Below are 14,950 nucleotides of genomic sequence, written 5' to 3' on the forward strand. Positions count from 1 at the left end.
CGTGCTCACCGGCCGCCTCGGGCTCCCCACCCACCCCTGGCTCGGCGACCACCGGACCGACGGCCGGATCACCGTGCCCGGCACCGCCTTCGCCGAACTCGCCGTCCGCGCGGGCGACCTGAGCGGCACCCCGCACGTGGCGCGGCTCGACCTGCCGGTGCCGCTCAGCCTCGGTGACGGCGACGCCGTCACCCTCCAGGTGCGCATCGGCGCCCCCGACACCGCGGGCCACCGGCCGCTGGCCGTCCACGCCCGCCCCGCCGGCACCGAGGACGCCCCCTGGACCACCCATGCCACCGGCCTGCTCACCCCCGAGGCCCCCGACGCGCCCACCGATCCGAGCGGCCCGGACGCCGCCGATTGGCCGCCGCGGGACGCCCGCCCGGTGCCCGCCGCCGACCTCGACGCGGCCGCCACCGCCACCGGCCACCGCTACGGCCCGCACTTCCAGGGCCTCACCGGCGTCTGGCACCGCGACGGCGAGGTCCACGCCGAAGTGACCCTGCCCGCCACCACCGCCGCCGACCACGCCTTCGGCATCCACCCCGCACTGCTGGCCACCGTGCTCCGCGCCGCCACCGCACTCGACGCCGACCACACCCCCGAACCGACCGGCTTCACCGGACTCACCCTGCACGCCACCGGGGCCACCGCACTGCGGGTCCGACTCACCGCGACCGGGCCCGACACCCTGTCCCTGACCGCCACCGACACCGCCGGCGGAGCCGTCCTGACCGCCGACACCGTCACCCTCGGCGCCGCGCAGCACCGCCCGGACGCCGCGCCGGCCGGCCGCACCGGGCGGGGCGGCCTGTTCCACCTGGACTGGGTGCCGGTCGAACCCGGCGCCCGCGCCACCGGCACCCGCTGGGCCGTCGTCGGCGACGACGAACTGGACCTCGGCTACGCACTGCACCGCGCGGACGAGACGGTCAGCGCCTACGCCGCGTCGCTCGGCGGCGCGCTCGGCGACGGCGGACCGGCCCCCGACGTCTTCGTCATCCCGGTCGTCGGCGGTCCGGACGCCGGACCCGCGGCCGTACACGCCCTCACCACCCGGGTCCTCGGGCTGGTTCAGGAGTGGCTGGCGGAACCGCGGCTGGCCACCGCCCGCCTCGTCTTCGTGACCCGCGGCGCCGTCGCCGCGGACGGCGACACCGTCCACGACCCGGCCGCCGCCGCCGTCTGGGGCCTGGTGCGCTCCGCCCAGACCGAGAACCCCGGCAGCCTGCTACTGGTCGACCTCGACGACGCGTTCCGGTCCGCCGGGATGCTGCCGCACCTCCTGACCCTCGACGAACAGCAACTCCTGCTCCGCGACCGCGCCGTCCGTGCCGCCCGCCTGGCCCGCCTGCCGGAACCGGCCGCCGGCACCGCACCGGCCCGCGCCTGGGACCCGGACGGCACCGTCCTGATCACCGGCGGCACCGGCGGCCTGGGCGCCGCGCTCGCCCGGCACCTGGTCACCACCCGCGGCGTCCGGCACCTGCTGCTCGCCGCCCGCCGCGGCCCCGACGCCCCCGGCGCCCGGGAACTCGCCGAGGAACTGACCGGACTCGGCGCGCAGGTACGGGTGGCCGCCTGCGACGTCGGCGACCGCGCCGCGCTCGACGCGCTGCTCGCCTCGGTGCCCACCCCGCACCCGCTGACCGCCGTCGTCCACACCGCCGGCATCCTGGACGACACCCTGGTCGGCTCGCTCACCCCCGACCAACTGGCCGCCGTGCTCCGGCCCAAGGCCGACGCCGCCTGGCACCTGCACGACGCCACCCGCGACCTCGACCTGGCCGGCTTCGTCCTGTACTCCTCGGTCTCCGGCGTCCTCGGCACCCCCGGCCAGGCCAACTACGCCGCCGCCAACGCCTACCTCGACGCGCTGGCCCGGCACCGCACCGCACAGGGCCTGGCGGCACACTCCCTCGCCTGGGGGCCGTGGGGACGCGGCAGCGGGATGACCGCCTCGGTCAGCGACGCCCACCTGGAACGCATGGCCCGCGGCGGTCTGCCGCCCCTGGACATCGAGGACGGCCTGGCACTCTTCGACGCCGCCCTCGCCCGCCCCGAGCCGGCCGTGGCACCCAGCCGCCTCAACGTCGCCGGACTGCGGGACCAGCAGGCCCTGCCCGCGATCTGGCGCGACCTGGTGCCCCGCAGCCGACGGTCCGCCGCCACCGCCGACCGCTCACCCGTCACCGTGCGCGAACGCCTCCGCCACCTCGACGCGGCCGGCCGGGCACAGTTGCTCACCGACCTGGTCGTCGGCTACACCGCCGGACTGCTCGGCCACCCCGACCCCACCGCCGTCGACCCCGAACGCGGCTTCCTGGAGCTGGGCTTCGACTCGCTGGTCTCGGTCAGCCTGCGCAACCAACTCGGCGAGCTCCTCGGCCTGCGGCTGCCCTCCTCGGTCGTCTTCGACACCAAGACGCCCGTCGAACTGGCCCGTTGGCTGCACGAGCAACTCGGCGACGGCACCGAGCCCGGCCGGCCCGGACCGGCCGCGGACGCACGTCCCGCGCAGCGCTCCGACGACACCCTGGAGGGCCTGTTCTACAACGCGGTGCGCGGCGGCAAGCTCGTCGAGGCGATGCGGATGCTCAAGGCCGTCGCCAACACCCGGCCGATGTTCGAGACCCCCGCCGAGCTGGAGGAACTCTCCGAGCCGGTCACGCTCGCCGACGGCCCGGGCCGGCCCCGGCTGATCTTCGTCAGTGCGCCGGGCGCCACCGGCGGCGTCCACCAGTACGCGCGGATCGCCGCGCACTTCCGCGGCCGGCGCCACGTCTCCGCGCTGCCCCTGATGGGCTTCGCACCCGGCGAACTCCTCCCGGCCACCAGCGAGGCCGCGGCCCGCATCGTCGCCGAGAGCGTCCTGATGGCCAGCGAAGGCGAACCGTTCGTCATGGTCGGCCACTCCACCGGCGGCTCGCTCGCCTACCTCGCCGCCGGCGCCCTGGAAGACGTCTGGGACGTCCGCCCCGAAGCGGTGATCCTCCTCGACACCGCGTCCATCCGCTACAACCCCGGCGAAGGCAACGACCTGGACCGCACCACACGCTTCTACCTTGCCGACATCGACTCGCCCTCGGTGACGCTGAACAGCGCCCGGATGTCGGCGATGGCGCACTGGTTCATGGCGATGACCGACATCGAAGCGCCCGCACCCACCGCACCCACCCTCCTCGTCCGCGCCGCCCGGGACCTCGAAGGCTTCCGGCTCGACACCTCGTCCGTCCCCGCCGACGAGGTCCGGGACATCGACGCCGACCACCTCTCCCTGGCCAAGGAGCACTCGGCGCTGACCGCGCAGGCCATCGAGGGCTGGCTCGCGGAACTCCCGGACCCCACGGCGTGAGAGCCGAACTCTCCGGAAGTCCCGGTGGCCGGACAGGCGCTAGCCCTCCGGGGTGGCGCGGGGTGGCGCCGCCCCGGCGCACCCGGCCCCGCGCAGACAGCCAGGTGCCTGCATCGCGCACGGCGCCACCCTCCAGAGGAGCCCCCCATGAGCACACCGACCGCACCCCCCTCCCTCACGGCGGAGGCGCGCACCATCCTGCGCCTGAGCCCCCTGCTGCGCGACCTGCAATCCAGAGCCCCCATCTGCAAGGTCCGCACCCCGGCCGGCGACGAGGGCTGGCTCGTCACCCGTCACTCCGAGCTCAAGCAGCTGCTGCACGACGAGCGGCTGGCTCGCGCCCACGCCGACCCGGCCAACGCCCCGCGCTACGTGCGCAACCCGCTGTTGGACCTCATCGTCACCGACGACGTCGCCGGGGCGCGTGCCGTGCACACCGAGATGCGCTCGCTGCTCACCCCGCAGTTCTCCGCCCGCCGGGTCCTGGACCTGGTGCCGAAGGTCGAGGCCCTCGCCGAGGAGGCCCTCGCGCGCTTCACCGCCCAAGGCCCGCCCGCCGACCTGCACAACGACTTCTCCATGCCGTTCTCCCTGTCGGTGCTGTGCACCCTCATCGGCGTCCCCGCCGAAGAGCAGGGGCGGTTGATCGCCGCGCTCGCCAAGCTCGGCGAGCTCGACGACCCGACCCGGGCCCAGGAAGGCCAGGTTGAGCTGTTCGGCCTGCTGTCGGGACTGGCCCGCCGCAAGCGGACCGCACCCGAGGACGACGTCATCTCCCGGCTGTGCCTGAAGGTGCCGTCCGACGACCGGATGGGGCCGATCGCCGCCGGGCTGCTCTTCGCCGGCCTGGACAGCGTCGCCAGCCACATCGACCTCGGAACGGTGCTGTTCACCCAGTACCCGGACCAGCTCGCCGCGGCGCTCGCCGACGAGCAGCTGATGCGCAGCGGCGTCGAGGAGATCCTGCGGTCCGCGAAGGCCGGCGGTTCGGTGCTCCCGCGGTACGCCACCGCCGACGTCCCGGTCGGCGACGTGACCATCAAGACCGGTGACCTGGTGTTGTTGGACTTCACGCTGGTGAACTTCGACCGCACGGTCTTCGACGAGCCCGAGCTGTTCGACATCCGGCGGGCCCCCAACCCGCACCTGACGTTCGGCCACGGCATGTGGCACTGCATCGGCGCACCGCTGGCCCGCGTCCAACTGCGCACCGCCTACACCCTGCTCTTCACCCGCCTCCCCGGCCTGCGGCTGGCCCGCCCGATCGAGGAACTGGGCTTCTCGTCCGGCCAGTTGTCCGCCGGGCTGCCGGAGCTGCCCGTCACCTGGTGACGGGCAGCCTGCCCGGTTCCGGGCAGGCAGAAGTGAGGGCCCCCGTCCCGCTCGGCCGGGGGCCCTCACGCAGGGGGAGCGGGCTCAGTCCGCCGCGACGGTGATCGCCCCGGACGGGCAGAGCGCCGCCGCCTCGGGGGCGGCGCCGACCGGGGCGTCCGCCGGTCGGTCGAGGACGGTCACCAGCCCGTCGTCGTCCTGGTCGAACAGGTCCGGTGCGGTCAGGACACACTGGCCGGCACCGACGCAGCGGCCGGTGTCCACGGTGATGCGCACGATGGTTCCTCCGAGGATCGGGTCCTGGCGGCCGGACGTCCCGGCCGCACTCACTTCCAGGTGACGGGCAGTTCGTGCAGGCCGAACAGCACCCCGTCGTACTTCAGCGGCAGCTCCTCGACCGGTACGGCGAGGGTGAGGGAGGGGATCCGCGCGAAGAGCGTGCGATAGGCGATCTCCATCTCGACGCGCACCAGGTTCTGGCCCAGGCACTGGTGGACGCCGTAGCCGAACGCCACATGCGACCGCGCCGAGCGCTCCGGGTCGAACTCCTGGGGCGTCGCGAACGCCGCGTCGTCGTGGTTGGCCGCGGCGATCAGCGGCACGATGCCCTCACCGGCCCGGATCAGCTGACCGCCGATCTCCACGTCCTCGACGGCCACCCGGAAGGCCACCAGATCGGCCACCGAGTAGTAGCGCAGCAGCTCTTCGACGATCCGGTCGTCGCCGATCCACCGCGGATTGGTGAGCAACTGCACGACGCCCAGGCCGATGTTGTTGGCCGTCGTCTCGTGTCCGGCGATCAGCAGCAGCATCGACACCCCGGACAGCTCCTGCCGGGACAGCGTGCCCGTGGCGATCAGCCGGCTGATCAGGTCGTCCCCCGGGCGCCGCTGCTTGATCTGGATGAGCCGGCCCAGATAGCGCAGCAGTGCCCGGGTCGCCTGGTCGCGCTCCTCGTCCGTCGAGCTGAGCCGGACCAGGACCCGGGTCCGGTCCTCGAAGAAGTCCCGGTCGGCCTTGGGCACCCCGAGCAGACTGGAGATCACCAGGGACGGCACCGGCAGCGCGAAGGACTCGATGAGGTCCGCCGAGGTGCCGGCGGCCAGCATCGCGTCGATCCGCTCGTCCACGATCTGCTGGATGACCGGCCGCAGTTCCCGCACCTTGCGAACGGTGAACTCGGGGATCAGCGTCTTGCGGAACCGGCCGTGCTCCGGCGGGTCCATCGCCACGAACCACCCCGGTACCTCGTACTGCGACGGGGCGCCACCGGTCCGACCGGCCTTGGGGAACCCGGGTTTGGACGGGTCGGCGCTGATCCGCGGATCGGTCAGCACCGTCCGGACGTCCTCGTGCCGGGTCACCAACCAGACCGTGCCGCTGGGGAGTTCGGAACGGACCAGGCCCGCCCCGCCGCGGTAGGCGGCGTACTCCGGCGGCGGGAAGGGCCGCCCCGGCTTCCGCAGCGGGAAGGCGACCGGACACTGCGGCGCGGAGGTCCGTGCGTCGGCTTCGGTACTCATGCCACTCCGTAGAACGCGCGGATCCGGCCCGTGATGAACTCCTGGTCCTGCGCGCTCAGGCCGGTGTGCGTCGGCAGGTAGCAGCCGTCGGCGCTGAGCCGGGCCGCGTTCAACTCCGGCCAGTCCGGGGAGAAGTAGCCGGGCTGACGGCTCATCGGCTTGAAGAACACCCGGGTCTCGATGCCCTCGCCGGCGAGGTACGCGCACAGCTCGTCGCGCCGTGCGGCCCGCAGGTCGTACATCCACAGCACGTCGCGCGGCGGCATCAGCGTGATGCCGGGGATGTCGCGCAGCGCCTCGTCGTACCGCTTCTCGATGTCGCGGCGCAGGGCGAGGATCATGTCGAGCTGCTCGGTCTGCGCGAGCGCCACCGCGGCCTGCATGTTGGTCATGCGGTAGTTGTAGGCCAGCTTCTTGTGCAGGAAGCTGTGGTCCTTGGTGAAGGCCATCGCGCGCAGATGCGCCATCTGCTCGGCCAGGTGCGGGTCGCGGGTCAGGCACACCCCACCCTCACCGGCCGAGATGATCTTGTTGGCGAAGAGCGAGAAGCACGCGATGTCGCCACGCGGCCGCACCCCGTGCGCCTCGGCGGAGTCCTCCACCACCCGCAGGTTGTACTCGTGGGCCAGATCCAGCACGCCGTCCATGTCGCACTGCCGGCCGTAGATGTGCACCGGCATGATCACCTTGGTGCGCGGGGTGATCTTCTCCTCGATGCGGGACACGTCGATGTTCAGATCGTCGCCGCAGTCCACGAACACCGGGGTGGCCCCGGTGTAGGTGACCGCCCACGCCGACGCGATCATCGTGAACTCCGGGACGATCACCTCGTCCCCGGGACCGACACCCAGCGCCCGCAGCGCCAGCGTCAGCGCCGTGGTGCCCGAGGAACAGGCGACACCGAACGGCACGTCGTTGTACGCGGCGAACGCCGCCTCGAACTGTTTGACGAACGGCCCCTGTGAGGAGATCCAGCCGCCGCCGACGGCCTCCGTCACATAGTCGAGCTCGCGGCCGTGGAGCCACGGCATGGACACCGGATACGTATGGGACATGAGTCTGTCTTCCTCGGTCAGTCGGTTGCCAGGGCAGGGAGGCCGAGCAGCAGGTCCGCCGCCGCGGCCCGGCCGCCTGCGTCCCGCAACAGCTCGGCGAAGTGCTCCGCGCGCTCGGTGAAGGAGGGCTGGTCGAGCACGCGGGTGATCTTGTCCAGGACGTCCTCGGTGTCCACCGTCTCCGGCCGGTCCAGCGTCAGGCTCACCCCGAAGTCCTGGCCGCGGACGGCCTGGTCGTCGCAGTCCACCCACAGCGGCCGCACCACCAGCGGCTTCCCGAAGTACAGCCCCTCGTGATAGCCGTTGCCGCCGGCGTGCGTGAAGAACACCTTCACGTTCGGATGGGCCAGCACGTCCAGCTGCGACGGGACCCAGTTCTCGATCCGTAGACCGCCCGGCAGTTGCTCGGCGGGTGGCAGCAACTCCTGCTGCACACGGGGCAGTTTCCACAACACCTGGTGCCCGGCACCGTCCAGCCGCCGGGCGACCTCCACCAGCGAAGCCACCTGCTCACGGGTGAGCCGGGTGATCGTGCCGAAGCCCATGTACACCACGGACTTCTGCGCCGACAGCCAGTCCGACAGACCGTCGTCGTCCGGTGCCTGGGGCAGCGGCGGCACCATCGTGCCCACCAGCCGCATCTTCGGGTGCATCGGGAACGGGTAGTCCAGCTCGGGCACGGAGTAGCACAGCACCTGCTCCGCGTGGTCGATCCGCGCCATCATCTGCCGCGCCTCGGGCACGATGCCCAACTCGGTGCGGATCCGGTTGTCCTCCTCGACGACCTTGCGGACCTCCGGCGTCAGGAACATCCCGAGCGTCCGCAGCCGGAACAACTGGTTCTCGACCCGCTGCGGCAACGTCATCTCCGCCGACAGACCCGAATGCGGCACCGGGAAACCCGACGGCGTGTAGGACGTGGCGAACGGCACGTGCGAGGTGAGGACGTTGCTCGGCACGAACGGCACCCCGAGCACGAACGGAACGCCCTTGGTGATCGCCAGCTCGTACCCGAACTGACACATGCTCTCGATCACCATCAACGCCGGCCGGACCTCCTCGACGACCTTCTCCAGCGCGCGGTACTTCGCGATCCGCGACTCCGGCGCGAACGAATGCCGGATCACCGCCCGGTGCGCCTTGAACCGCGACCGCTGCGTCACCTCGGCATAGGTCGCGTCGTCCCACGTGACCGCGGACATCTGCGAGACGGTGTCACCGAGCGACGCGAAATGCACGGGGCTGCCGTCCGCCACGGCCGTCACCTCGTCACGCGCCTTCTCGTCCGTCGCGAACCACAAGTCCGCCACCCCGCGCCGCGACAATTCCCCGGCCAGCACGAGCAGCGGATTGAGCAGACCGCTTTCGGCATAACTGACGAACAGGATCGGCCGCCGATTCGCGCCCATGGACAACACCCTTCGGAAAGTAGCGGGCCGCCGGGCCCGCGCGCCACGCGTCCGCACGGCCGGTCGCCGAGTGACGGCATTCACCGACACCGCAGCCCGAGGCGCGCACTGCCGGAACGATCACCGGCCGGCACCCGGAACGCACCGCGGGGAAAACGGGTCACTTACTTGGTCTCACGCCACGGACCGGGGAATCACTAGTCTTCGCCCCGCGACGGCACTTTCCGCCCCGTGCGGCCAATGCCCGTACCGGCCCGCCGCCATTCCTTAGGGAAAAGTACAGCGTTTGCGCCCGTACGATCCGGCACGCAGAGGTGAGCCGAGGCCAACTTTTCCGCAGGGGTGAATGAGACATGACGATCGGAGCCGACGAGGACCCGGTAGTGGTCGTCGGAATGGCCTGCCGTTATCCGGGCGGGGTGGCCGGACCCGAGGACCTGTGGGAACTGGTCCGCACCGGCCGCGACGCGACCACCGCCCTCCCGGACGACCGCGACTGGGACCTGGCCGCCCTGGCCGGCGACGGCCCCGGCCGCAGCGCGACGTGCGAGGGCGGATTCCTCACCGGGGCCGCCGACTTCGACGCCGCCTTCTTCGGCATGTCGCCACGCGAGGCCGTCTCCACCGACCCGCAGCAGCGCCTGGTCCTGGAAACCGCCTGGGAGGCCCTGGAACGGGCCGGCATCGACCCGCACTCCCTGCGCGGCAGCCGCACCGGCGTCTTCATCGGCGCCAGCGGCCAGGACTACGCCACCGTCACCCACGCCTCGCCCGACGACCTGGCCGGCCACGCCCTCACCGGCCTGGCCCCCGGCGTCGCCTCCGGCCGCCTGGCGTACGTCCTCGGCCTGGAAGGCCCGGCCGTCACCGTCGACACCACGTCCTCCTCCTCACTGGTGGCGCTGCACTGGGCGTTGCGCGCCCTGCGCGCGGGGGAGTGCAGCACCGCCCTGGCCGGCGGCGTCACCGTGATGTCCACCCCGGCGGCCTTCGTCGGCCACACCCGGCAGGGCGGCCTCGCCACCGACGGCCGCTGCAAACCCTTCTCCGACGACGCGGACGGCACCGCCTGGGCGGAGGGCGTCGGCGTCGTCGTCCTGGAGCACCTGTCCACCGCCCGCGCCGCCGGCAACCCCGTCCTCGCCGTACTGCGCGGCTCGGCCGTCAACCAGGACGGCGCCTCCAACGGCCTCACCGCGCCCAGCGGACCCGCCCAGGAACGCGTCATCCGGGCGGCCCTCGCCGACGCCCGGCTCGCCCCCGCCGACATCGACCTCGTCGAGGCGCACGGCACCGGCACCCGACTCGGCGACCCGATCGAGGCCCGGGCCCTGCTCGCCACCTACGGGCAGGACCGGGACCCGGCGCGGCCGCTGCGCCTCGGCTCCCTGAAGTCCCACCTCGGCCACGCCCAGGCCGCCGCCGGCGTCGGCGGACTCATCACGACCGTCCAGGCCCTCCAGTACGACCTGATGCCGGGCATCCGCCACCTGACCACCCCCACCCGGCAGGTGGACTGGACCCAGGGAGCCGTCGCCCCCCTCACGGACCACACCCCCTGGCCACGGGTCGACCGGCCGCGCCGCGCAGGCGTCTCCTCCTTCGGCATCAGCGGCACCAACGCCCACCTGATCCTGGAGGAAGCCCCGCCCGCCGACGCCCCCGCACCCCGGCCCGACACCCGCCCCACCACCGTCCCCTGGCCGGTCTCCGCAGCCTCTCCCGAAGCCCTCGACGACCAAGTGGCCCGCCTGCGGACCCACCTCCGCACCCGGCCGGACCTGGACCCCCTGGACGTCGGCCACTCGCTGGCCACCGGCCGCGCCGCACTGCGCCACCGGGCGGTCCTGCTGCCGACCGACGGGGACACCGTCGAGCACGCCCGCGGCGCGGCCCGCGAGCGCCGCACCGCCGTCCTCTTCTCCGGCCAGGGCAGCCAACGCCTCGCCATGGGACGCGAACTCGCCGCCCGCTTCCCGGTGTTCGCCACCGCCCTGGACGACGTCGCACGCGCCCTGGACCCCCACCTGGACCGCCCGGTGCACGAGGTGATGTGGGGCACCGACGCGGCACTCCTGGACCGGACCGGCTGGACCCAGCCCGCCCTGTTCGCCGTCGAGGTCGCCCTCTACCGCCTGGTCTCCGCGCTCGGCCTGCGCCCCGACGCCGTCGGCGGACACTCCGTCGGCGAGATCGCCGCGGCGCACGTCGCCGGGGTGCTGACGCTGGCGGACGCCGGCCGCCTGGTGGCCGCCCGCGCCACGCTGATACAGGCGCTCCCGGCCGGCGGAGCGATGGCCGCACTGGAGGCCACCGAGGACGAAGTGGCGCCCCTCCTCGGCGCGAACACCGCACTGGCCGCCGTCAACGGGCCCACCGCGGTCGTCGTCGCCGGCACCGAGGACGCCGTACTGCGCCTGGCCGCCCACTTCGCCCGCGAGGGCCGCCGCACCAGCCGCCTGGCCGTCTCGCACGCCTTCCACTCACCGCTGATGGACCCCATGCTCGACGCCTTCCGGGACGTCGTCGACCACCTCACCTTCCACCAGCCGTCGATCCCGCTGGTCTCCCACCTCACCGGCGAACTCGCCGGCAGCGAGATCACCACCCCCGACTACTGGGTGCGGCACGTCCGCGACACCGTCCGCTTCGCCGACGGCATCGCCACCCTGGGCCGGACCGGCATCGACCTCCTGGTCGAACTCGGCCCCGGCAGCGTGCTGTCCGCCCTCGCCCGCGACACCCTGGGGCCCGGCAGCCCCGTCGACGTGGTGCCCGTCCTGACCAAGAACCGGCCCGAGGAAGCCGCGTTCGCCGGAGCCCTCGGCCGCCTGTACACCCTCGGCGTCCCCGTCGACTGGCCCGCCTTCTACGCCGGCACCGGCGCCCGCCGCATCGACCTGCCCACCTACGCCTTCCAGCACGTCCGCCACTGGCCCACCCCGCCCCGCCCGGCCACCACCGGGCCCGGCACCCTCGGCCACCCGCTGCTCGGCACCGCCGTCGAACTCGCCGACGGCGACGGCACCGTCTGCACCGGCACCCTCGCGCTGCGCACCCACCCCTGGCTCGCCGACCACACGGTCGCCGGCCGGGTGCTGCTGCCGACGACCGCGCTGGTGGAACTCGCCGTGCGCGCCGGCGACGAAGCGGGCTGCGACATCCTGCACGCACTCACCCTCACCGCACCACCGGCCCTCCCGGACGGTGCCGCCCTGCACGTACAGGTCCGCATCGGCCCGACCGACACCACCGGGCAGCGCCCCCTCACCGTCCACACCCGCCCCGCGGACCGGCCGGCCGCGCCCTGGACGCGATGCGCCACCGGCAGTCTCGGCAGCACGCCGCCGGCCGCCACCGAACCCACCACCGAACTCGCCGGCCCCGCCTGGCCACCGGCCGGCGCCGAAGCCATCGATCTCGCCGACCACTACGAACGCCTCGCCGACCGCGGCTTCGACTACGGTCCGGCCTTCCGCGGCCTACGGGCCGCCTGGCGCCGCGGGGAGGAGATCTTCGCCGACGTGGCATGCCCGCCCGGCACCACCGACGACCCCGCCGACTACGGACTGCACCCCGCCCTGCTCGACGCGGCCCGGCACGCCGCCATGACCGCGGAAGGCACCCTGCCCGTCGCCTGGCACGGCGTCCGGCTGCACGCCGTCGGCGCCACCGCGCTGCGCGTCCGCATCCGGCCCACCGCGACCGGCACCCCGGCCCTGACCGCCACCGACGTCCACGGCGCACCGGTCGTCACCGCCGATGCCCTCACGGTCCGTACCCTCACCGACGAGGAGCGCGCCGCGCCCCGGACCCCGCGGCGCCCGCGCAACGAGGAGCCCGTCGGCGCACGCCCGGCCCGGCCCACCGCGGCCCGTCCCGGAACGGCCACCGAGCCGCCGCCGGACGCCGCCGGATCCCGGCCGGCCGCCGCCCACCTCGCGGCGCTGCCGCCGGCCGACCGGGACCGTCACCTGCTGGAACTGGTGCGGACCCAGGCCGCCGCCGTCCTCGGGCACCCCGGCCCGGAAGCCGTCGGCGCCCGCAGCGTCTTCAAGGAACTCGGCTTCGACTCGCTCGCCGGCGTCGAACTCACCGACCGGCTCGCCACCCGCACCGGACTGCGACTACCGGCCACCCTCGTCTTCAACTTCCCCACCCCCGAACGCGCGGCCCGCCGCCTGGGCGAACTCCTTGCCGCAGCCGCCCCCCTGGAATCCGGGGCCCACGGCGACGAACTCACCAGGTTCGAGGCGATCGTCACGAGCCTCCCACCGGACGGCCCCGAACGCCGGGCCGTCGCCGAACGGTTGGACGCCCTCGTCTCCGCACTCCGCCAGAACTCGCCCGCAGAGGTGCCCTCCTCGGACGAGGACATCGACACGGTTTCGGTCGACAGACTGCTCGACATCATCGATGAAGAGTTCGAAACCACATAGAGAAATTGTTGCTTTCGTTCGCGACCCGATGACGAGGACGGACCGATGTCGGAACCCCAGCAAGGCCAGCCGGACCAGCAGGAGAAAATCGTCGACTATCTGCGGCGGGTCACCTCCGATCTCCGACGCGCCCGCCGCCGCATAGGAGAACTGGAATCCAAGGAAAACGAACCCATCGCGATCGTCGGAATGGGGTGCCGGCTGCCCGGCGGCGTCAATTCACCGGAATCCCTCTGGGACCTGGTGTGGACCGGCAGTGACGCCATTTCCGGATTCCCCGCCGACCGCGACTGGGACCTGGAAACCCTCACCGGAAAAGGCGAAGGCAGCAGCACCACCCACGAAGGCGGATTCCTCTACGACGCCGCCGAATTCGACGCCGCCTTCTTCGGTATCTCGCCGCGCGAGGCGACCGCCATGGACCCCCAACAGCGCCTCCTCCTCGAAGTCTCCTGGGAGGCCCTGGAACGCGCCGGCATCGCCCCCACCGCCCTGCGCGGCAGCCGCTCCGGCGTGTTCGTCGGCTCCTACCACTGGGGTGCCCCCGCGGCCGACACCGCCACCGCCCTCCACGGCCACGCCCTGACCGGCACCGCCGCCAGCGTGCTGTCCGGCCGCCTCGCCTACACCCTCGGCCTCGAAGGCCCGGCCGTCACCGTCGACACCGCGTGCTCCTCCTCCCTGGTCGCCCTGCACCTGGCCGCCCAGTCACTGCGCTCCGGTGAATCCGCCCTCGCCCTGGTCGGCGGCGTGACACTGCTCACCGAACCCTCCGTCTTCGTCGAGTTCAGCGCCCAGGGCGGCCTGGCGCCGGACGGCCGCTGCAAGGCGTTCGCCGACGCCGCGGACGGCACCGGTTGGGCCGAGGGCGTCGGAGTCCTCGTCGCCGAACGGCTCTCCGACGCGCAGCGCAACGGCCACCCGATCCTCGCCGTGCTGCGCGGCTCCGCCGTCAACCAGGACGGTGCCTCCAACGGCCTGACCGCGCCCAACGGCCCGTCCCAGGAACGCGTCATCCAACAGGCCCTCGCCCGGACCGGTCTGGCCGCCGCCGACATCGACGCCGTCGAGGCGCACGGCACCGGCACCAAGCTCGGCGACCCCATCGAGGCCCAGGCCCTGCTCGCCACCTACGGCCAGGGCCACACCGCCGACCAGCCGCTGTGGCTGGGCTCCCTGAAGTCCAACATCGGCCACACCCAGGCCGCGGCCGGCGTCGCCGGCGTCATCAAGATGGTGATGGCGTTGCGGCACGGTCGGTTGCCGCAGACCCTGCACGCCGACCAGCCGTCCTCGCACGTGGACTGGTCGGCCGGAACGGTGCGGTTGTTGGCCGAGGGGCGGGAGTGGCCGGTGACCGGCCGGCCGCGGCGGGCCGCGGTCTCCTCATTCGGTATCAGCGGCACCAACGCACACGCCCTGCTGGAACAGGCACCGGAGCCCACCGACGCCCCGGACGCCGCACCGGTCGAGCCGGCCACCGCGCCCACCGCCCTGCCCTGGATCGTCTCCGGCCACACCGAACAGGCCCTGCGCGACCAGGCCACCGCCCTGGCCACCCGGGTCGGCACCGACCCCGCACTCCGCCCCCAGGACGTCGGGCACACCCTCCTCACTGCCCGCGCCCTCCTCGAACGCCGGGCCGTCGTCCTCGCCCCCGACCGTGCCGACCTCCTCGCCGGAACCCGGGCACTGGCCGCCGGCCACTCCGCGAACGCCGTCGTGGAGGGCGTCGCGAACGTCGAGGGCCGGACGGTGTTCGTCTTCCCCGGTCAGGGGTCCCAGTGGGTGGGGATGGGGGCGCAACTCCTCGATGAGTCACCGGTGTTCGCGGAGC

7 protein-coding genes and 1 pseudogene are annotated in these 14,950 nt (G+C 73.4%); 4 read left to right on the plus strand and 4 right to left on the minus strand.

Annotated elements, in window-relative coordinates:
• Window positions 1-3,355, plus strand: a 3,355-nt coding sequence (locus ACFVT2_RS42385) for a type I polyketide synthase (protein WP_390027606.1), incomplete at its 5' end; no start/stop codon positions are given.
• A gap of 147 nt (window positions 3,356-3,502) precedes the next feature.
• Window positions 3,503-4,687, plus strand: a complete 1,185-nt coding sequence (locus ACFVT2_RS42390) for a cytochrome P450 (RefSeq protein ID WP_390027608.1) — start codon at window positions 3,503-3,505, stop codon at window positions 4,685-4,687.
• 84 nt (window positions 4,688-4,771) lie between these two features.
• Here ACFVT2_RS42390 and ACFVT2_RS42395 read toward each other — a convergent pair whose 3' ends face one another.
• The 4 genes from ACFVT2_RS42395 to ACFVT2_RS42410 are packed head-to-tail and all read right to left on the minus strand — an operon-like array spanning window position 4,772 to window position 8,674.
• Entirely contained in the window at window positions 4,772-4,963 is a 192-nt protein-coding gene (locus ACFVT2_RS42395; RefSeq protein ID WP_390027610.1) for a ferredoxin, read from the minus strand.
• Window positions 4,964-5,013: 50 nt separating this feature from the next.
• The gene (locus tag ACFVT2_RS42400; protein ID WP_390027612.1) at window positions 5,014-6,210 is read right to left on the minus strand and encodes a cytochrome P450; all 1,197 of its coding nucleotides are present in this window, start codon (window positions 6,208-6,210) and stop codon (window positions 5,014-5,016) included.
• Window positions 6,207-7,265 carry a DegT/DnrJ/EryC1/StrS family aminotransferase gene (locus ACFVT2_RS42405; protein WP_390027615.1) on the minus strand — a complete coding sequence of 353 codons (1,059 nt, stop codon included), beginning with the start codon at window positions 7,263-7,265 and terminating at the stop codon, window positions 6,207-6,209. Before ACFVT2_RS42405 ends, ACFVT2_RS42400 begins: the two co-directional genes overlap by 4 nt.
• 17 nt (window positions 7,266-7,282) lie before the next feature.
• Complete coding sequence (locus tag ACFVT2_RS42410) at window positions 7,283-8,674, minus strand: glycosyltransferase (protein WP_390027617.1); 1,392 nt, start codon at window positions 8,672-8,674, stop codon at window positions 7,283-7,285.
• Window positions 8,675-9,045: 371 nt separating this feature from the next.
• Between ACFVT2_RS42410 and ACFVT2_RS42415 the strand changes: the two are divergent.
• Both ACFVT2_RS42415 and ACFVT2_RS42420 read left to right on the plus strand, forming a co-directional pair.
• Window positions 9,046-13,113: pseudogene (locus tag ACFVT2_RS42415) on the plus strand (type I polyketide synthase); the annotation flags it as partial.
• Between the two features lie 45 nt (window positions 13,114-13,158).
• Window positions 13,159-14,950 (plus strand): type I polyketide synthase (locus ACFVT2_RS42420; RefSeq protein WP_390027620.1); only part of this gene is annotated, 1,792 nt, incomplete at its 3' end.

Origin of the sequence: Streptomyces sp. NPDC058000, from assembly GCF_042886435.1 — a bacterium.
Taxonomy (GTDB): domain Bacteria; phylum Actinomycetota; class Actinomycetes; order Streptomycetales; family Streptomycetaceae; genus Streptomyces.

Bases quoted from the DNA above. Each gene is read 5' to 3' on its own strand.
- ACFVT2_RS42390 (WP_390027608.1), top strand. From the start codon at position 3,503: ATGAGCACACCGACCGCACCCCCCTCCCTCACGGCGGAGGCGCGCACC.
- ACFVT2_RS42400 (WP_390027612.1), bottom strand. From the start codon at position 6,210: ATGAGTACCGAAGCCGACGCACGGACCTCCGCGCCGCAGTGTCCGGTC.
- ACFVT2_RS42405 (WP_390027615.1), bottom strand. From the start codon at position 7,265: ATGTCCCATACGTATCCGGTGTCCATGCCGTGGCTCCACGGCCGCGAG.
- ACFVT2_RS42410 (WP_390027617.1), bottom strand. From the start codon at position 8,674: ATGGGCGCGAATCGGCGGCCGATCCTGTTCGTCAGTTATGCCGAAAGC.